This is a genomic window from Bradyrhizobium ivorense (assembly GCF_900696085.1).
Taxonomy (GTDB): Bacteria; Pseudomonadota; Alphaproteobacteria; order Rhizobiales; family Xanthobacteraceae; genus Bradyrhizobium; species Bradyrhizobium ivorense.
This window is the reverse complement of record NZ_CAADFC020000034.1, coordinates 1-18759: the sequence shown is the minus strand read 5'-3', so window position 1 is coordinate 18759 and position 18759 is coordinate 1. Positions and strand designations below refer to the sequence as shown.

Sequence of the window (18759 nt, the reverse complement as noted above, 5' to 3'; positions counted from 1 at the left end):
GCCAGCGCCCGGGCACTGCCGACACCCTGGCTCGTGGCAAACAACCACAACGCCAGTTGCAGGCGTGGGCTGACCGGCGCTTGACCCGGACCATGGGCACGCGCCCGAACGGTCCCTTCAAGCGCGCTCAGATCGAGCCTCTCGACATAGGCCCAGATCACGCGTGCCGGATGCTCAGCCGGCAGCAACGCCTCAAGATCGACCGCCCGCAGCTCAACTTGATCGCGGACAGGCTCGCGAAGCCGGGCGCTTCCCGGCCAGTCCCGCGCAACCGCCTCTGCTTCAGGTAGATCACCAAACAGTGTTTCGCGTGACATCCGTGCCTCCATCGACCTTGAAAGCAGGGAATCATCCGACTCACGCTTACGCAAACAGAAACCCGCCAAATCACATAGATTCACAGCCTCTGAGGTGCGAGCCTCTTCGGCGAGCCTCGAAGGATGCACGGCCCGGCTCGCGGCCGTCGATCCTTCGAGGCTCGCCAAGCAGCGCAATTGCGCTGCAAGGCTCGCACCTCAGGATGACGGTGTTGGTTTGCTCAGCTTGCTCGGTGTCATCACCCGGCTTGACCGGGTGATCCAGTATTCCAGAGGCGCCGGTGATAGAAGCGAGGGGCCGCGGCGTACTGGATCGCCCGGTCAAGCCGGGCGATGACAGCGGTAGATGAGGACAAAGCTTCACAAGCTCTCAGGATGAAGGGGAAAGAGCGCCGCGCTTCTATCCATCACCGTCACCCTGAGGTGGCCGCTTCTTCACCGGCCCTCGAAGGGTCGACGGCCCGGCTGGCGGCCTATTCATCCTTCGAGGCTCGCAAGAGCTCGCACCTCCAGCGACAAAGGCGAAGCCTTTGCGCGGGGATGACGGGGAAAGAGCGCCGCGCTTCTATCTATCACCGTCACCCTGAGGTGGCCGCTTCTTCAGCGGCCCTCGAAGGGTCGACGGCCCGGCTGGTGGCCGATTCATCCTTCGAGGCTCGCCCAGCAGCGCAATTGCGCTGCAAGGCTCGCACCTCAGGATGACGGATTTGGAAGCGCGCCCCCCGCTACTCCTTCACCGCACCGGTCAGCGACGACACGTAGTAGTCGACGAACAGCGAGTAGAACAGTGCGACCGGCAGCGAGCCGAGCAGGGAGCCGGCCATCAGCGCGCCCCACTGGTAGACGTCGCCGGTGATCAGCTCGGTGACGATCGCGACCGGCACCGTCTTGTTGGCGCCGCTCTGGATGAAGGCGAGCGCGTAGATGAACTCGTTCCACGACAGCGTGAAGGAGAAGATGCCGGCCGAGATCAGGCCGGGCACCGCCAGCGGCAGCGTGATCCGGCGCAGGATCTGCAGCCGGGTCGCGCCGTCGACCAGCGCGCATTCCTCGAGCTCGTAGGGGATCGACTTGAAATAGCCGATCAATAGCCAGGTGCAGAACGGCACCAGGAAGGTCGGATAGACCAGGATCAGTGCCATCGGTGAATCGAACAGGCCGAACTGCACGATCACGGTGGCGAGCGGGATGAACAGGATCGACGGCGGCACCAGGTAAGCGAGGTAGATGCCGAGCCCGACATAGGGACTGCCGCGAAAGCGCAGCCGCTCGATCGCATAGGCCGCCAAGGTCGAGGCGAACAGCGACAGGAAGGTCGAGCCGATCGCGACCATCATCGTCGTCTTCAGCCAGCGCGGATAAGACGTGTCGAACAGCAGATGCTTGATGTGCAGCAGCGTCGGCGAGGTGATCCAGAACGGGTTGTGCTCCTTGTAGTTCAAGAGCTCCGCATTCGGTTTGAACGAGGTGATCGCCATCCAGTAGAACGGGAACAGCAGGATCAGGATGAAGCAGGCGAGCGGCAGATAGATCATCACCACGCGGCGGGCGCGGGAATCCCACGCCATGGTGTCGGGCGTGGCGCTGGCGACGTTGCTGCTGCCCGGTGAGGCGGTGACGTCAGTCATTGGCTTCTCCCTGCTGCCATTTGCGGCGTGCGAGGCCGAAGTAGGAAAACAACGTCGCGAACACCAGGAACGGGATCATCGACACCGCGATCGCCGCGCCCTCGCCGAGCTCGCCGCCGGCGATGCCGCGCTGGAACGCCAATGTCGCGAGCAGATGGGTCGAGTTGACCGGGCCGCCGCGGGTGATGGCATAGACCAGCTGGAAGTCGGTGAAGGTGAAGATGATCGAGAACGTCATCACGATCGCGAGAATCGGCATCATCATCGGGAAGGTGATGTAGCGGAAGCGCTGCCAGGCGGTGGCGCCGTCGAGCATCGCGGCCTCGTAGAGCGAGGGCGAGATGGTCTGCAGCCCCGCCAGCAGCGAGATCGCGACGAACGGAATGCCGCGCCAGATGTTGGCGACGATCAGCGAGAACCGCGCCGGCCACGGCGAGCCGAGGAAGTCGACATTGCTGTCGCGGATGTGCAGCACCTCGACCAGCAGATAGGAGATGATCGAGAACTGCGGATCGTAGATCCACCAGAACGCCAGCGCCGACAGCACCGTCGGCACGATCCACGGCAGCAGCACGATGGCGCGGACCAGGCTCTTGAACGGGAAATGGTTGTTGAGCAAGAGTGCCAGCCAGAAGCCGAGCGCGAATTTCCCGAAGGTCGCGACCGCGGTGTAGAAGATCGAGTAGAACACCGCGTTCCACCACAAGGGATCCTTGAGCAGGTACTGGAAGTTCTCCAGCCCGATGAAGATGCCGCGCTGGCCGATCGTGGTGTCGGTGAAGGCGAGCCAGATGCCGAGCCCGAGCGGATAGGTCAGGAACACCGCAAGCAGGCCGATCGCCGGCGCAAGGCACATCACGATCAGGAACGACTTGTAGTCGAACAGCCGCACCAGCCAGTTCGGCTGGCGCTGCGCGTAGGTGCGGGCGGATATCGTTGTTACGGACATCAGATCCTTGTCCTGGTCTGACTTGAACGGTCATTCCGGGGCGATGCGTCAGCATCGAACCCGGAATCTCGAAATTCCGGGTCTGGTCCTAACGGACCATCCCGGAATGACGGCACGTCGTCGACGTGACCGCGCTTGGCTTACCGGCCCTGCCGGCGGAAGTACCGCTTGCAGCGCTGCTCGGCTTCCGCGGCGGCGGCTTCCGGCGTGGCTGCGCCGGTCGCCACCGAGGCGAACATCTGCACCGTCACATAGTCCGCGCGCACCGCGCCGGTGGCGGTCGAGATCGGACCCTTGTAGCCGGCGTAGTACTTGCTGTTCATGGTGTCCTTGAAGATCGCGACCTTGGGATCGCCCGACCACACCGCCGAATCGGCATAGGCCGCCAGCGGCTGCGACCAGTAGCCGCTGTTGGCGTTGAGCCACGGCTCGTACTGGTCCTTCTCCAGCATGAATTGCAGGAAGGCTTTCGCCGCATTCGGATACTGGCTGTGCTTGAACACCATGGCGTTCAGCGTCAGGCCCGACATCGGCGAGGCCGGCGCCAGACCCTTCGGCAGCAGCTGATGCTCGGAATCTTCGGCGATCGCCGCGGTGGCCGGATCGTTCTTCAGCGAGAAGTACAGCGAGACGCCGTTGGCGGTCAGGCCGATTTCCTGCGAGGAGTAGGCGCGGTTGTTGCTGACGTCGTTCCAGGACGGCGTGCCGGCGATGAAGGTCGGGTAGAGCTCCTTCACGTAGTTCAGCGCCGCGATGGTCTCCTTGCTGTTGATGGTGACGTTGCCTTCCTCGTCCAGCAGCGCGGCGTTGTGCGACCACATCATCCAGTCGGCAAAGCCGTTGCCGTCGCCAACCGCATTGCCGAGCGCGAAGCCGGCGGGCTTGCCGGCCTTCTGCAGCTTCTTGCAGAGGTCGAGGAAGCCGGGAAGGTCGTCCGGCGCCTTGTCGAACCCGACCGATTTGAGCAGCGACTTGCGGTAGATCAGGGGACCTGCGGTGGCGCCGAACGGCAACCCGATCCAGGTTTCGCTCTTGGCCTTCTTGCCGTAGGCCTTCGCGAGGTTCAGCCAGCCGCCATACTTCTTGCCGAGATAGTCGGCGACGTCGGTCAGCTCGATCAGCTTGTCGACATAGATGTGCGGCGCATCGGAGAAGCCGATGATGATGTCGGGGCCGGCGCCGGAGTTCGAGGTCACCGCGGTCTGCTGGTTGATGTCCTCCCAGCCGACGAAGTCGACCTTGACCTCGACGCCGGTCTCCTTGGTGAACTTGGCGGCATTGGCGCGGAACACGTCCTCGTCGGCCTGCACGAAGCGCACCGGGCGCAGCATGCGCAGCGATGCGCCCTTTTCGATCGGGAGCTTGGGCGCCGGAACGTCGGCGGCCTTGATCTTGGATGCGGTTTGCGCGGAGGCGCCGGTGGCGGCGAGCGCCGCGGCCGATACGCCGAGCACCAATGCGTCACGACGGGTGATGATGTTGGTCATGCAAATTCTCCCTGCTGTTTGTCCCCGGCGTTGAGCCGCCGGTGAACGCCCCGATCCCAACCGAAACCGGGGGCTTTGCGTCCGTGTTGTTATTCCGTCCGGCGGGCACGGACCGTTCTCCGTGTCGCCCGCGGACGTGTTGTTGCCGTCTTAACTGTTCGGACCGCGATCCATGCTGACGGGTTGCCAGCGGCGCAGCGCGGTGTTCTGCAGCACCGACGGGTTGACGCAGCTTACCGGCCACATGCCTTGCAGCACCAGTGACAATTCGTAGCCCACCCGGCGCTTGCGCGCCTCGTCGAAACGTGCCGACGCCGAGGCGACATGCGCGGTCAAGGTAACATTGTCCATCCCGAGCATCGGATTGTTGTGCGACGGCGGCTCCTTCTCCAGCACGTCGAGCGCGGCATGCGCGATCCAGCCTTCCTGCAGCGCCTTGATCAGCGCCTCCTCGTCGACGGTGGCGCCGCGGCCGGTGTTGACGAAGATCGCGGATTTTTTCATCTGGCGGAAATGCTTCTCGGTCAGCATGTGATGCACCTCGGGCCGCGCCGGCGCGTGCATCGAGACGAAGTCCGATTGCGACAGCACCTCCGACAAGGTCGCGGGGATCACGCCGTGGTCGTACATCAGCGTTTCCTGGATGAAGGGATCGTAGGCCATCATGCGCAGGCCGAACGGCGCGGCGCGCTTGGCCACCGCACGGGCGACGCGGCCGAACGAGATGAAGCCGAGGGTCTGGCCCATCAGCCGCGGAATCTTCAACAGCGCCGGCCGGCCTTCGGCCCAACGCCCGCTGCGCACCATCTTGTCCTGCTCGATCAGGCGGCGGAAGCCGGCGAGCAGAAGCATCATGGCGTGGTCGGCGACCTCCTCGATGAAGGTGTCGGGGATGTTGGTGACGGGGATGCCGCGGGCGGTCGCGGCCTTGACGTCGACGGAGTCGACGCCGACGCTGCCGAGCGTGATCACCTTGCAGTTCTCCAGTGCATCGATCACCGCCTTGGTGATCGGCATGCCCTTGGCGTAGATCGCGTCGGCGGTTTTCGCCGCGGCGATGAACTCGGCCTCGTTGGCCGGGGCCTCGATGATCTCGGCGCCGATCGGATCGAGTGCCTCCCGCTCATAGTCGTAGCCGCCGCCGGCCACGGTGAAGCTTGCGCCCTTCGGCGTGACCACCCTGAATTTCGACATTGTGTGCTCCCGATGTTCTGTTCTTGCTTCTTGCTCGTTTGCTTCTTGATTGGGCAGGCGGCGTTGCGCCGCTGCCATTCCTTGCTTCTACGCGACTTGCGCAGCTGCCTCCACCGTTGCCGCTTGGCCCGCAGTCTCAATTCTCCGGCTTTCTACGGGGAACCAGCGTAACCATCGGGTAAAGGGTCTCACATTACCGTGCGGCGAATCAATCCGCCAATCGCGTCGCGTTCCCCACCTCCTGGAGATCCCCGTGAAGCTGTCAAATCTGAAGATCACCCCCAAGCTCGGCATTCTGGTGGGGGTGACGCTGCTCGGCCTGTGCACCGCCGGCGTGCTCGCGGGGCACCTGATGCAGCGGGAGATGGTGCAGGCGCGCATCGACCAGGCCAAGGCGATGGTCGAGATGGCGAAGAACATGGCAGCGAGCCTGAAGAAGGATGTCGACGCCGGCAAGATGACCAAGGAGGCGGCGCTGGCCGAGCTCGGCAAGCGCGGTAACGCCATGACCTATGACAACGGCGCCGGCTATCTGTTCGGCACCTCCTATGACGGCATCACGGTGATGGCGCCGGATCCGAAGCAGGTCGGCACCAACCGCATGGATGTCGTGACCAATGGCCGCAAGCTGTCGCAGGAGCTGATGAACGGCGTGAAGGCCAATGGCGAGATCCTGCTGTTCTATGAGTATGTCAAGCCGGGCCAGGAGACGCCGATCCGCAAGCTCGGCTATGCGGTCGCGGTGCCCGGCTTCGACATGTATCTCGGCACCGGCGCCTATCTCGACGACATCGAGACCAAGCTGCGGCCGATCACCTGGCTGCTCGGGCTTGCGATCCTCGGCATCGGCATCATCTCGGGCTCGGTGGCCTGGCTGATCGGCCGCAGCATCTCGCGGCCGCTCAACCTGCTCGGCGGGCGCATGCGCGACATCGCCGACGGCAAGCTCGACGGCGAGATCCCCGGCGTCGGCCGCGGCGACGAGGTCGGCGCGATGGCGGCCACCGTTCAGGTCTTCAAGGACAATGCGGTGCGGATCCGCGGCCTCGAACAGGCCGAGGCGGAGACCCAGGCCCGTGCTGCGACCGAGCGCCGCAACGCGATGGAGAACATCGCCAGCGATTTCGAGCGCAGCGTCAACGGCATCGTCCGCACCGTGGCGTCGGCCGCTGCCGGCATGCAGACCACCGCGCAGTCGATGACCGCGACCGCAAGCGACGCTAGCGCGCGCGCCGCGACCGTCGGCGCCGCGTCCGACAGCGCTTCCAACAATGTCGGCACCGTTGCCGCCGCGGCCGAGGAGCTCTCCTCGTCGGTCGCCGAGATCGCCCGCCAGGTGGCGCGCTCCAGCGAGGTCGCGAGCCAGGCGGTGGCCGATGCCGAGCGCACCAATGCGACCGTGCAGGCGCTCTCCACCGGTGCCGAGAAGATCGGCGAGGTGGTCAAGCTGATCCACTCCATCGCGGCGCAAACCAATCTCCTGGCGCTCAACGCCACCATCGAGGCGGCGCGCGCCGGCGAATCCGGCCGCGGCTTTGCGGTGGTCGCCTCTGAGGTGAAGGCGCTGGCCAACCAGACCGCGAAGGCGACCGAAGAGATCTCGGCGCAGGTGGCGGCGATGCAGGCCTCGACCGGCGAGGCGGTGACCTCGATCGGCGGCATCACCGCGACCATTGCGCAGATGAGCGAGATCACCGCCTCGATCTCGACCGCGATCGACCAGCAGGGCGATGCGACCCGCGAGATCGCGCGCAACATCCAGCAGGTCGCGGCCGGCTCCAGCGAGATCTCCGCCCATATCGGCGGCGTCACCTCGGCCGCCGCCGCCACCGGCACCGCGGCCGGCGACGTGCTGTCGAACGCCCGCGAGCTCGACACCCAGTCCGGCAAGCTGCGCAACGCGGTCGACGAATTCTTGCAGAAGGTGCGGGCGGCCTAAGGAACTGCGTAGGGTGGGTTAGCCGAGGGCGTAACCCACCGGCGCGGTGCATACCCGTCATCCTGAGGTGCGAGCCTTGCAGCGCAATTGCGCTGCTGGGGCGAGCCTCGAAGGATGAATCGGCCCGGCTGGTGGCCGTCGACCCTTCGAGGGCCGCTGAAGAAGCGGCCACCTCAGGGTGACGGGGATAGAGCGGGCGCCCGCTACTGCTTCTCGATCCCCGCGGCGGTGATCAGCTTCTCCCACAGCACGAGCTGCTCCTTGAGGAACGCTTCGAACTCCTCCGGCGTGCCTGAAAACGCCTCCATGCCGCGCTCGGCGAGCTGGCTCTTGATGTCCGGCCGCTCGACCACCTTGCGGATCTCCGCGTTCAGCTTGGTGACGATGTCCTTCGGCATGTTGGCCGGGCCGAGATAGCCCTGCCACGAGGTGATATCAAAACCCTTCACGGTCTCGTCCATGGTCGGCAGCTCCGGCAGCAGCGCCGACTTCCGCTTGGTGGTGACGGCGAGCGCCTTCAGCGCCTTGGCGTTGACGTGCGGCAGCCCGGTCGGCACGTCGATGAACATCATCGAGACGCGGCCGGCGATCACGTCGGTCAGCGCGGGCGGCGAGCTCTTGTAGGGCACGTGCAAAAGATCGATGCCGGCGAGGCGGGCGAAGGTCGCGCCCGAGACGATCGCCGACGACGAGCCGCTGGCATAGGAGTATTTGCCCGGCTCCTTCTTGGCGAGCGCGATCAGCTCGGCGACCGAGTTCGCCGGAATGTCCGGATGGATCACCAGCATGAACGGCAAATCGCCGGTGCGCGCGATCGGCGTAAAATCCTTCAGCGGATCGTAGCTCATGTTTTTGAGCAGATACGGATTGGCCGAGTGCGTCGTGTTGGTGGTGACGAACAGCGTGTAGCCGTCGGGCGCCGAGCGCGCGACATAGCTCGCGGCGATCGAGCCGTTGGCGCCGGCCCGGTTGTCGATCACCATGCCGACGCCGAGCGCGACCCCGAGCTCCTTGGAAATCAGCCGCGTCGTGGTGTCGGTGCCGCTGCCGGCGGCGAACGGCAGCACCAGCGTGATGTTGCGGGTCGGGTAAGTCTGGGCGAGCGCCGCGCCTGATATCGCCGCGAGCGCGGCGGCGGCCGCGGCCACCACGCAGCAATAGTGTCTCAATCCCTCGATCATGTCGTCGTCCCCCCGCACAGCCCCTGAACAGGCCTATTGCGGGCGAAACTAGCCCGGCCGCCATGCTTGCGGAAGCATCTTTTCGCCGCATGGCCATGCGGGTCGCGGGTGGCGACGCTACGTTCCGGCCGGGAACACCTGCGCGACGTGAAACGCCTTGGTGGTGACCAGCCACTTGCCGTCGATCCGGTGAAACACGAGGTGATCGATGAAGCCGGTCTGGCCGTTCCTGACCCGCACCTTGGCGATGGCAAGGTCGGGCGCGGTCTGCTCGATGCTGATGATGCCCTCGTCGCGCGGCGAGCGCATCGACGCCGGCGAGGGGCGGCTGCGGATGAAGTCGCGGAATTCCGCCGCCGACCGCACCGTATGCTTGCCGTCGCGCATGCCGTGTACGATGCAGGCATCGGCGAACACTTCGCGGAACCTGTCGTCGTCGACGTCATACATCAGGTTGAAATATCCATCGATCGCGGCCGCGATGGCCTGGATGTCGCTCATTGCAAAATCTCCGTAGTGTGGCGGTTGTCGCACCGGATCGAGCCGGCGATCTGCAGCGACAGTGGCCGATATAGCCGGGGAGTGCTACGACTGGGCGGTCATCTCTTGGATGACTGAGAGGCATCGGCATGGACGAAGTTGACGGTCGGCTGGTTGGCGGCCTGGTGGTCCTCGCGGCGCTGGCGGATGCGCGCAGTTTTGGCAAAGCCGCCGAGCGGCTCGGCATGACGCAGTCCGGGGTCAGCAAGGCGATCGCCAAGCTCGAGGCGCGGCTCGATGCCCGGCTGGTTCACCGCACCAGCCGCGCCGTCGAGCTCACCGAGGAAGGCCGCGCGCTGGTCGAGCGCGTTGCCGGGCATCTGGCCGGGATCGGCGAGGCGGCAACGGAGACCGCGAAATCGCGCGATGCAGTCCGCGGCAGGCTGCGCGTCAATGTCGACCCGCTATTCTCGCGCCTCGTGCTGGCGCCGAAGCTGAGCGCGTTTCTGCTGCACAATCCCGCCATGGAGCTGCGCATCGAGACCCGCGACCGCATCGCGGATCTGGTCAGCGACGGTTTTGATCTCGCGGTGCGGTTCGGCGAGCCGGCACCGTCGGCGCTGATCGCGCGCCGCGTGCTCGATACCCGCGTGCTCACCGTGGCCTCGCCGCTCTATCTCGAACGCCACGGCCGGCCGCTCGATCCGCGCGAGCTGGCGAGCCCCGATCATCAGTGCATCCACGCGATCGACCCCGCCACCGGGCGTCCGTTCGACTGGGAGTTTTGCCGCGGCGGCGAGGTCGTGCCTGTTACGGTCAACGGGCGCCTCACCGTGACCGATTCCGGCACCAAGCTCGGCGCGTGCCTGGCCGGCTTCGGCATCGCCCAGGTGATCGATCTCGGCCTCGACGATCACTTGAAGAGCGGCGCGCTGGTCGAGCTGTTTCCGGACTGGCCCGACGAGCGCTATCCGCTCTACGTCTATTACGCCTCGCGCAACCACGTGCCGGCCAAGGTGCGGAAGTTCATCGACTTCATCACGGACACGCTGACGGCAAAACCTCAGTCGCCGCGCAAGGCGGCCGCCTTGCGCAAGGTGGGTTAACGCTTCGCCGATCCTTGCCGCGAGGCGATGATGACGCCGGCCAGCACCAGCGCGTAGCCGATCAGATGGAACGGCGCCAGCGTCTCGCCGAGCAGCAGGATCGCCATCGCCGAGCCGGACACCGGCACCAGATGGAAGAACGGCGCGGCGCGGTTCGGGCCGATCAGCGCGACGCCGCGGTTGAAGAACAGATAGGCCAGCGTGGACGGGAAGATCAGCGTGTAGGCCAGCGTCGCTCCGGTCAGCAGGTCGAACTTCAGCGTCATGCCGGCGGAGAATTCCCAGATCGCGACCGGCAGCAGCATCAGCGCGCCGCAGCAGGTGGTGAACGAGATCAGCGAGAGCTGATGGATCTTCGGCCGCCGCGGGATAAGCGCCGAATACAGCCCGAACGACACCAGCGAAGCGCCGAACATCAGGTCGCCGCGGTTGAACGAAATGCTCGCCAGCGCGGAAAAGTCGCCGCGCAAGATGATGGTGAGCACGCCGGCGAGCGAAATCGCGATGCCGGCCAACTGCGCCGGCGTCAGCCGCACGCCGAACAGGATCAGCGACCACAGCGCCACGAACAGCGGCCCGGCCGACTGAATCAGCAACGCGTTCAGCGCCTCGGTGTACTGCATCGCCCAATACGAGATCGCGTTGTTGAACGCGAACCCGACCGCGGACAGCAGCAGCATCAGCGGCAGCGCGCCGCGCAGCTTCGGCCAGTCCACTTTCAGATGCGGCCAGGCGAACGGCAGCAGAATCAGGAACACGCCGAACCAGCGGATCGTGGTCAGCGTCACCGGCGGCACATGGCTGCCGACATGCCGCGCCAGCACGATGTTGGCGGCCCAGAACAGCGAGGTCAGGCTGAGCAGCAGATAGGGCTGGTTGTTGAGCCAGTGCAGCGGCGAGCGAGGGGTTACAGCGGGGGCGGACGGCAAGGCGGTCATTATTGGCCGATGTTGTGCCGGAATCCCGCTGCGCGGCAAGACGAAAGAGCGGATTGGTGCCATGCGTGGAGATGCAAAACGCCGCGGATCATTTAGGGCGAGGAGACCGTCCCTTCAACCCGTCATCCTGAGGCGCGAGTCTCTTCGGCGAGCCTCGAAGGATGAATCGGCCCGGCTGGTGGCCGTGCATCCTTCGAGGCTCGCAAGAGCTCGCACCTCAGGATGACGGGGAGAGAGTGTGTTCGCAGCCTACCTCGCCTATGTCTGCGGCCCCGACAGCGAGATGTCGCGTTCGGCGCGAAACACGTTGCTGTAGAGGTTGGCGATCCATTGCCGGCCGTTGGAGGTGACGTTGAGGAAGCGGATCGCGCGCTGCACGTGCGGTGCGACGCTGTCCCAGTAGAAGTGCGGATAGCGGTTGACGAGGTCGGCCGGCGAATCGTAGCCGAGCTGCTTGTTCAGCCCGGCCTCCTCGAATTCCAGGTACAGCGCGTTGGCCTTGCGGATGTAATGGGGATCGCCGAGTTGTCCGATCAGGTCGGCGGCGCGCAGCAACGTCGCCTCTTCGCCGAATTCCTCGGCCCCGTCCGCGCCATCGAGCGGAAAGCGGGTGCCCTCGATGGCGCGCGCGATGCGCTCCTTGTCGAGCTGGGCGATGCCCTTGATGCGCTCCATCACGAACATCTTCGAGCGGTCGATATGATAGGGCAACAGCCCGGCGTCCGACGCGCCGCGCGGCAGCGTGATCTTGGCGCCGCTGGTGTCGATCACATAGCCGTTCTCATCGTCGGCCTCGAACAGCCCGCGCACATAGCCGATGTCGTGGGTCAGGCAGGCGATGATGACATGGGCGTAGTCTTCCGCCGTCATGTGCGAATGCAGCGCGCGGCCGCGCAGGACGTCGTGGCCGGCCAGCGTCACCAGCATGGTGTGCTCGACATTGTGGTACAGCGCATCGCTGTTGCCGATGCATTCGAGCGCGATCCGCGCGATCGAGGGCACCATCTCGACCAGCTCGGTCTGCGACGAGCCGAACCGTCGCTGCATGTAGTCGCCGAGAAACTTGCCGAGCGAATCGGCCGCAAGTTCGGGAAGGGTCATCACGGCCTTGACCTCCGAGATCGCGCGGCCTCGCAAAGGTTGAGGCCGACGTGCATTTCAGGGTAGCCCGGCCATGTGACATAATCGTTGCGAATGGACCGCGGCTGGGTGCGGCCTTGATGGAGCTGATCATGGGCGTCGACCTGTTGAATGTCAAAGGCTTGGCGGAGCTGGACCGCAAGGCGCCGGTGGTGATGGTCAATCTGATGCGGTTTCGCGAACGCTCGCTCGACGGCGACGGTTCAGGCTGGGACGCCTATCTGCGCTACAGCGCGCTCACGGTGCCGATGATCAAGGCCCGCGGCGGCACGCTATTGTGGACCGGCAATGCCGAGACGGTGGCACTCGGCGAGCCGGCCGGCCAGCAATGGGATTATCTGGCGCTGGTCTACTATCCGAGCGTCGCCGCCTTCATCGACATGATGACCTCGGCCGACTACGAGACCCGGTGCGACCCGCACCGCCGCAACGGCTGCGCCGAGCACGTGATCATCGCGACGCGCGAGGCGTACAGCAAGTTCAAGGCGGGGTAACGGAGATGGCCTAGCTCTCTCCACGCGTGGTCCCGGCGAAGGCCGGGACGACACTTGATATGTTGTACCACTATTTAGACCGTCACCCTGATTAGACCGTCACCCTGAGGTGGCCGCTTCTTCAGCGGCCCTCGAAGGGTCGACGGCCCGACTCTGGCCGCGTGGCTGCATCGGGGGCCGTGCATCCTTCGAGGCTCGCCGAAGGGGCTCGCGCCTCAGGATGACGGTCTAAGAGCGTGACGGGTCCTGACTTTCGCCGGGACGACGGCGTGGAGGTCGCTTGCCACCGCTCTACCACCGTCACCCTGAGGTGGCCGCTTCTTCAGCGGCCCTCGAAGGGTCGACGGCCCGGCTCTGATCGTGTGGCTGCATCGGGGCCGATTCATCCTTCGAGGCTCGCCGAAGGGGCTCGCACCTCCAGCGACAAAGGCGAAGCCTTTGCGCGGGGATGACGGGTTTGTTAGCGTGACGGTTCTTGCAGCGGCGCAACCGCCGCGTGGCAGGCCGTCTGCACCACTGCGCAGACCTCCTCCTTCGACCGCCCCGGGCTCAGCGCGGCGAAGGTCGGATAGCTCGTCAGGGCGAAGATGAGGTCGACGGCGTCCTTGCGGGCCCGCGGCGGCGCGGACTTGTCGGCGAGGCGGTCGATCAGTGCGGTGAGCAGCTTGCGGCGGCGCTCGTTGCGCTCGCTGATGGCTTCGGCAAATTCGGGATCGGTCGCCATCGCGGCGTGCAGGCCGCCGACCGCGGAATCGCGGCTCCAGAACGCGCAGAAGATCTCGACCATGCGGTCGAGCGCGGCGCGCGGATCGGTCATCGTCATGGTCTCGGCGAGCCGGTGCAGTCCGCCGCTCTGCGCGATCCCGTCGAACACGGCCTCCAGCAGCCCGCGGCGCGAGCCGAACTGGTTGTAGACCGTGAGGCGGGTGACGCCGGCGGCCTTGGCCACCGTGTCCAGCGAGAAGCGCGCGATGCTCTCCTCGCGCAGCGTGCGCGACGCCGCCGCGATCACCCGCTCGCGGGTCTCGGCCGCGGCGGCGCTGCGCCCCGGGCTCACATAGCTGCGCGGCGGCATCGGCTTGCCTTGCTTTCGTCGAATTGATTATACATATTGTATATCTAATTTCCAGCGTCATTTTGGAGCGACATCATGCAGACCGCCCTGATCATAGCCCTGTCCCTTCACGTCCTGTCATCGGTGTTTTGGGCCGGTTCGAGCTTCACGCTGGCGCGCACCGGCGGCCTCGGCGGCGAACGGCTGCTGGGCCCGCAGATCGGCGCCGCGACGGTCGCGATCGTCACCGGCGCCACGCTCTGGCAGCTCGCCCACGAAGGCTCGTTCGCGCGCTCCGAGCAGATCCTCGCCGCCGGCGCCATCGCCGCGCTGGTTGCGGTCGCGGTACAGATCATCGTCGGCGGCTCCGCCGTCAGACAATTGCGCAGCGCCGGCGACACCTCAGCCGCGCGCTCGCAGCTCGCGGTCGCGCAGCGCATCGCGGCCGCTCTGCTGGCGATCACCGCGCTGTGCATGGGCGCGGCGCGCTATGCCTGAGCTCAAAACTTCCGCACCAGGTCCGGCGTGATCTCGCTCGGGCTGCGGATGCCCAAAAGCGCCAGGTCGCGGTCGATCTCGTCGTACAACAGCGAGATCGCGCGCGCGACGCCGGCCTCGCCGGCAACCACCGCGGCGTAGAGGAACGGGCGGCCGACCCAGACGAAGTCGGCGCCGAGCGCCAGCGCCTTGATCACGTCGGTGCCGCGGCGGACACCGCCGTCCATCATCACGGTCATGCCGCCCTTCTGCGCCGCGATCTCCGGCAGCGTGCGCAGCGCGGAGACGGTGTAGTCGAGCTGGCGGCCGCCATGGTTGGAGACCATCACGCCGTCGCAGCCATGCTCGCGCGCCAGCCGCGCGTCCTCCGGCGAGATCAGGCCCTTGACCACGAGCTTGCCCTTCCAGCGCTTGCGGATCAATTCGACATGCTTCCAGGCGAGCTGGTCGCGGCTGCCGATGTTGCGCATCAAATTCTTCGACAGCACCGGCGGGCCCTGTTTGGCGTCCATGTTCTCGAAATGCGGCATGCCGTGGTTGAACACGGTGCGCGCCCAGGTGTTGAGCAGCCAGTCGGGATGCGTGATGGTGTCCCAGAACACCCGGGGCGTGATCGCGAGCGGCACCTGAAAGCCGTTGCGGATGTTGTTCTCGCGGTTCGGCGGCACCGGCACGTCGGCGGTGACGACGAAGGTGTCGTAGCCGGCCGCCGCGACGCGATCGACCAGCGGCTCGATGCGCGCGTCGATGCCGGCGAGATAGGCCTGGTACCAGGCGTCCTGGTTGTTGGCGCGGACATCCTCCAGCGTGATCAGCGAGGAGGCCGACAGGATCATCGGGATGTTGGCGGCGGCCGCGGCGCGGGTCAGCACGATGTCGCCGCGATAGGCGCACAGCGCCGACGAGCCCATCGGCGGAATCCCGAACGGCGCGGCGTAGCTCTTGCCGAACAGCATCGTGGACTGGTCGCGGCCGGAGACGTCGTTCAGCACCCGCGGCACAAAACCGTATTCGTCGAACGCTTTGCGATTGTCGGTCCGCGCCGCGTCGGTCTCGGCGCCGCCGGAGATGTAGCCGTAGAGGAACTTTGGCAGCATCCGCCGCGCCTGCGGCTCGAAATCGTCGAGCGTGAGATAGCGCCGCAGCCGGCGCGGCACGGCGCTGGCGGCGCGGTTGACGGTGGCGGGAGGCGGAGAGGGCGCGGCGGTCCGATCGTGCACGGTGAGCGTTTCCGTTGTTGTTCTTGTTTGCGAGGAGATTAGCGCCTACCGCCGGGCCCGACAAACTTTGCGTTGAAATTGTTGACGGACTGGTTGACGTCACTGAGGGTCCGGCGGGTTTCGGCGATGAACACGCCGGACCGCTTGTCAAAACTCTGGATCAGCTCGCGCAGCGAGATCACGGTCGGCAGCAGCTCGCCGCCATATTTGTCGCTGCCGAGGGTTTTCAGGAACTTGTCGGCGGCCACCATCTTGTCGTCGGCCGTGCTGACGCCGGCCTCGGCGGCGTCGATGAAGCCGGCGATCAGTTCGCCATTGCCGGACAGCGAATTGGTAAAATTCTCCAGGCCGAGCAGCGCATCCTTGATCTCGGACTCGTTCTCGGTGATGACGCGATCGACATTGCGCAGCGCGACGCGCAGCTTCTCCTGGACGCCCATGGTGCCTTCGGGATCGGCGGTCAGCTCGGGAATGCCGTCGGCGCCGGCTGCCGCTGCCGGCGCCTCGTCGGTGCCGCCGGTGAAGGAGATCGCGGCGATCCCGGTCAGCCCCTGGAATTCGAGGCCGACCTGGGTGTCCTTCTTGATCGGCGCATCGGCCTCGATCCGCGTCATCGCGACCACGCGGTGGCGGTCAAGCCTGATCGAAACCACCTCGCCGATGCGCACGCCAGCAAAATTGACGCTGCCGCCGCGGCGCAGGCCGGAGGCCGAGCCCTCGAAGATCACGCGGAACGGCACCTGCCGCTTGATGCCGGCATAGCGCTGATAGCCCAGCCAGCCACTGAGCGAGCCGGCGATCAAAGCCAGCGTCAGGGTGCCGATCATCACATTGCTGGCGCGCGCCATCTGGTCCGGATCTGTGAGCGAAGCAGGTGAAGGAGACTAGCGGATTTGCCCAAAATAGTCACCGCGCCGCCCTTCGCCTCTCCCCGCCTGCGGGGAGAGGCCGGATCGCATGAAATGCGATCCGGGTGAGGGGGAGTCTCCGCGAGTCGTCTATCACCGTTTGAGCGGAAAGAGCCCCTCACCCCAACCCTCTCCCCGCGAAGAGCGGGGAGAGGGAGCGGAGAGATCACGCACTCTGCTTCCTCGACGCCGCGAACACGCCGGCCAGCACCAGCGCGAAGCCGATGAAGTGGAAGGCCTGCGGATGCTCGCCGATGAACACGATCGACATGATGGTGCCGAATACCGGAACCATGTGGAAGAACGGCGCGGCGCGGTTGGCGCCGATCAGCTGGACGCCGCGGTTGAAACAGAGAAAGGCCAGCGTCGAGGGGAACACCGCGACGTAGAACAGCGACAGCAGATTGCCGATCGTGAGCTGCATCACCGGCCGCGCGGTCAGTTCCCAGGCGAAAAGCGGGATCAGCACCAAGGCGCCGCAGCCGAAGGTGAAGGCGGCCATCGACAGGCCGTGGATCTTGGGCCGCTTCAAGGTCAGCACCGAATATAGCGCGAAGATCGCCAGCGCGACGATGAAGATCAGGTCGCCCTTGTTGAACTCGACTTTGGACAGCGTGGTGAGGTCGCCATGCAGCAGGATCACCAGCACGCCGCACAGCGACAGCAGCACGCCGAGCAATTGCGCCAGCGTCAGCCGTGCCCCGAGCAGGATCAGGGACCACAGCGCGACGATGAGCGGCGCCGCCGATTGCAGCAGCATGGTGTTCAGCGCCATGGTGTACTCGAGCGCCCAGTATTGCAGCGTGTTGAAGGCGGAGATGCCGGTCACCGACAGCAGCACCATGATGCCGAGATTGTTGCGGATCGTGGCCCAGTCGCGCACCAGGTGCTTCCAGGCAAACGGCAGGATGATCAGGAACGCCGCCGCCCAGCGCAGGAACGAGAGCGTCACCGGCGGAATGTGGCCGGCGGCGAGCCGGCCGACGATCGCGTTGCCGGCCCAGCACATCGCGGTGATGCACAGCAACAGATAGGGCTGGTTGGCGATCCAGGCGGTGGACGCAGGCGTGGTGGTGGACTCGGAGGCAGACATTCAAAAGGGCCCGGTTCATGGCGCCGCGGCCCGCCCGGCAGGCGTCGCCGGGCCGGAGAAAAAGTTGCCCGGCCCGCGTCACAGACACGGATTCTAGCATGGCAGCAACGGCGGTGAACGCATCCCGACCATGCGCGAGTCGCCGTTTGCGGCACGCGAGGGGGGCCTGCGTCAGTTGCTCACGCAGCGAAGAGAGAGAGAGAGAATTTGTGTGCGCTACGGACGTGGGCGACACAGTGGTGACGCTCTCCGCGTAAGGGGACCAGGTGAAATGTAAGGGAGCCACCGGCGAAAGGGTTCCCTCCCCCCTTGCGGGGGAGGGTTAGGGAGAGGGGTACCACACGGCACACACTCTCCGTTCAACATTCACGCGGCGGGTGTTACGAGTGAGGCTGACTTCAATCATCTCGCCCGGGGCCACCCCTCTCCCCACCCCTCCCCCGCAAGGGGGGAGGGAGCCTGACGAGCGTGCTCACCTCACGTCAGTCGCAGAGCGGGGGTGCTTGGCACGGTTTCGGAATAATGGAAGAGTAATGGTGAGTTGCCCGACGTGTCAAGTGGCCATATCGAACGTGTCAGTAGCTCGTGATCTGTCGCCTGTTTGTAGCTCGTGAAGTGTCGTGTTTTTGGTGCCCCGGGACAAAGGGGGCACGATGGGCACGGCATCCATTCACGAGGGGGTACGACGGATGCGGTTTTCAGATTTGCTGGAACGGACGGAGGCGAGGGAACTGACGCAGGAGGGCGCTGCGGAGCTCCTCGGGGTCAGTGTTCGGACCTTCCAACGCTGGGCGGAGCGTTATGAGGCGGAGGGCGATGACGGGCTGGTCGACCGACGCATGGGACGGCGATCGCCACGGCGGGCGCCGGAGGCAGAGCTGGAGCGGATGCTGGGACTGTTCCGCGACAAATACGCGGACTTCACGGTGAAGCACTTCCACGAGCAGCTGCAAAAGCGGCATGACTATGTGCTGGGCTATACGGTGACCAAGCTCGCCCTGCAGGCGGCGGGCCTGGTACGGAAGGCGCCGAAGCGTTCGGCGCACCGTAAGAAGCGCCCACGCCGGCCGCTGCCGGGGATGCTGCTGCACCAGGACGGGTCGCGCCACGTCTGGATCGAGGATCTGCCGGCG

Annotated in this window: 17 protein-coding genes and 1 pseudogene; 5 read left to right on the top strand and 13 right to left on the bottom strand. The window is 65.7% G+C overall.

From position 1 onward, the window contains the following. The 5 genes and pseudogenes from CI41S_RS41665 to CI41S_RS41645 form a co-directional block, all read right to left on the bottom strand. Positions 1–317, bottom strand: a pseudogene (locus tag CI41S_RS41665) (IS5/IS1182 family transposase); the annotation flags it as partial. Positions 318–1042: 725 nt separating this feature from the next. After that, on the bottom strand, positions 1043–1885 hold the full coding sequence (locus CI41S_RS41660) for a carbohydrate ABC transporter permease (RefSeq protein ID WP_430650071.1): 843 nt from the start codon (positions 1883–1885) through the stop codon (positions 1043–1045). Between the two features lie 52 nt (positions 1886–1937). Continuing rightward, positions 1938–2894 carry a carbohydrate ABC transporter permease gene (locus CI41S_RS41655; RefSeq protein ID WP_139864771.1) on the bottom strand — a complete coding sequence of 319 codons (957 nt, stop codon included), beginning with the start codon at positions 2892–2894 and terminating at the stop codon, positions 1938–1940. 140 nt (positions 2895–3034) lie between these two features. Beyond that, positions 3035–4381, bottom strand: a complete 1347-nt coding sequence (locus tag CI41S_RS41650; RefSeq protein ID WP_139864770.1) for an ABC transporter substrate-binding protein — start codon at positions 4379–4381, stop codon at positions 3035–3037. A 150-nt stretch (positions 4382–4531) separates the two neighbouring features. After that, on the bottom strand, positions 4532–5575 hold the full coding sequence (locus tag CI41S_RS41645) for a C-terminal binding protein (RefSeq protein WP_139864769.1): 1044 nt from the start codon (positions 5573–5575) through the stop codon (positions 4532–4534). A gap of 253 nt (positions 5576–5828) precedes the next feature. Here CI41S_RS41645 and CI41S_RS41640 point away from each other — a divergent pair, with 253 nt between their 5' ends. After that, on the top strand, positions 5829–7514 hold the full coding sequence (locus tag CI41S_RS41640; protein ID WP_139864768.1) for a methyl-accepting chemotaxis protein: 1686 nt from the start codon (positions 5829–5831) through the stop codon (positions 7512–7514). A gap of 203 nt (positions 7515–7717) precedes the next feature. Here the strand turns inward: CI41S_RS41640 and CI41S_RS41635 are convergent, their stop codons facing one another. Together CI41S_RS41635 and CI41S_RS41630 are read right to left on the bottom strand one after the other, a co-directional pair. Next, on the bottom strand, positions 7718–8695 hold the full coding sequence (locus CI41S_RS41635) for a Bug family tripartite tricarboxylate transporter substrate binding protein (protein WP_139864767.1): 978 nt from the start codon (positions 8693–8695) through the stop codon (positions 7718–7720). 117 nt (positions 8696–8812) lie between these two features. Further along, the gene (locus CI41S_RS41630) at positions 8813–9196 is read right to left on the bottom strand and encodes a nuclear transport factor 2 family protein (RefSeq protein WP_139864766.1); all 384 of its coding nucleotides are present in this window, start codon (positions 9194–9196) and stop codon (positions 8813–8815) included. 128 nt (positions 9197–9324) lie between these two features. Here CI41S_RS41630 and CI41S_RS41625 point away from each other — a divergent pair, with 128 nt between their 5' ends. After that, a complete protein-coding gene (locus CI41S_RS41625; RefSeq protein ID WP_139864765.1) occupies positions 9325–10281 on the top strand; it encodes a LysR family transcriptional regulator in 957 nt (318 codons plus the stop codon). Here CI41S_RS41625 and CI41S_RS41620 read toward each other — a convergent pair. Together CI41S_RS41620 and CI41S_RS41615 are read right to left on the bottom strand one after the other, a co-directional pair. Further along, the gene (locus tag CI41S_RS41620; protein ID WP_139864764.1) at positions 10278–11219 is read right to left on the bottom strand and encodes a DMT family transporter; all 942 of its coding nucleotides are present in this window, start codon (positions 11217–11219) and stop codon (positions 10278–10280) included. The genes CI41S_RS41625 and CI41S_RS41620 overlap by 4 nt on opposite strands. Before the next feature lie 258 nt (positions 11220–11477). Continuing rightward, positions 11478–12323 (bottom strand): metal-dependent phosphohydrolase, encoded by an 846-nt coding sequence (locus CI41S_RS41615; protein ID WP_139864763.1) that lies wholly within the window; start codon positions 12321–12323, stop codon positions 11478–11480. Positions 12324–12451: 128 nt separating this feature from the next. On the opposite strand from CI41S_RS41615, the gene CI41S_RS41610 reads away from it, so the two are divergent. Beyond that, positions 12452–12853, top strand: coding sequence for a DUF1330 domain-containing protein (locus CI41S_RS41610; protein ID WP_139864774.1), 402 nt, complete (start codon positions 12452–12454; stop codon positions 12851–12853). A 460-nt stretch (positions 12854–13313) separates the two neighbouring features. Here CI41S_RS41610 and CI41S_RS41605 read toward each other — a convergent pair whose 3' ends face one another. Further along, entirely contained in the window at positions 13314–13928 is a 615-nt protein-coding gene (locus CI41S_RS41605) for a TetR/AcrR family transcriptional regulator (protein WP_139864762.1), read from the bottom strand. 75 nt (positions 13929–14003) lie between these two features. Here CI41S_RS41605 and CI41S_RS41600 point away from each other — a divergent pair, with 75 nt between their 5' ends. Beyond that, a complete protein-coding gene (locus CI41S_RS41600) occupies positions 14004–14405 on the top strand; it encodes a hypothetical protein (protein WP_139486319.1) in 402 nt (133 codons plus the stop codon). Between the two features lie 2 nt (positions 14406–14407). On the opposite strand, the gene CI41S_RS41595 is transcribed toward CI41S_RS41600, so the two are convergent. The 3 genes from CI41S_RS41595 to CI41S_RS41585 all read right to left on the bottom strand — a co-directional run bounded on the left by CI41S_RS41595 (position 14408) and on the right by CI41S_RS41585 (position 17626). Continuing rightward, a complete protein-coding gene (locus tag CI41S_RS41595) occupies positions 14408–15562 on the bottom strand; it encodes an alpha-hydroxy acid oxidase (RefSeq protein WP_139864773.1) in 1155 nt (384 codons plus the stop codon). A 101-nt stretch (positions 15563–15663) separates the two neighbouring features. Beyond that, complete coding sequence (locus CI41S_RS41590) at positions 15664–16473, bottom strand: MlaD family protein (protein ID WP_139864761.1); 810 nt, start codon at positions 16471–16473, stop codon at positions 15664–15666. Between the two features lie 226 nt (positions 16474–16699). Then, positions 16700–17626 carry a DMT family transporter gene (locus CI41S_RS41585; RefSeq protein WP_139864760.1) on the bottom strand — a complete coding sequence of 309 codons (927 nt, stop codon included), beginning with the start codon at positions 17624–17626 and terminating at the stop codon, positions 16700–16702. Positions 17627–18315: 689 nt separating this feature from the next. Here CI41S_RS41585 and CI41S_RS41580 point away from each other — a divergent pair. Next, positions 18316–18759 (top strand): helix-turn-helix domain-containing protein (locus tag CI41S_RS41580; RefSeq protein WP_172628401.1); only part of this gene is annotated, 444 nt, incomplete at its 3' end.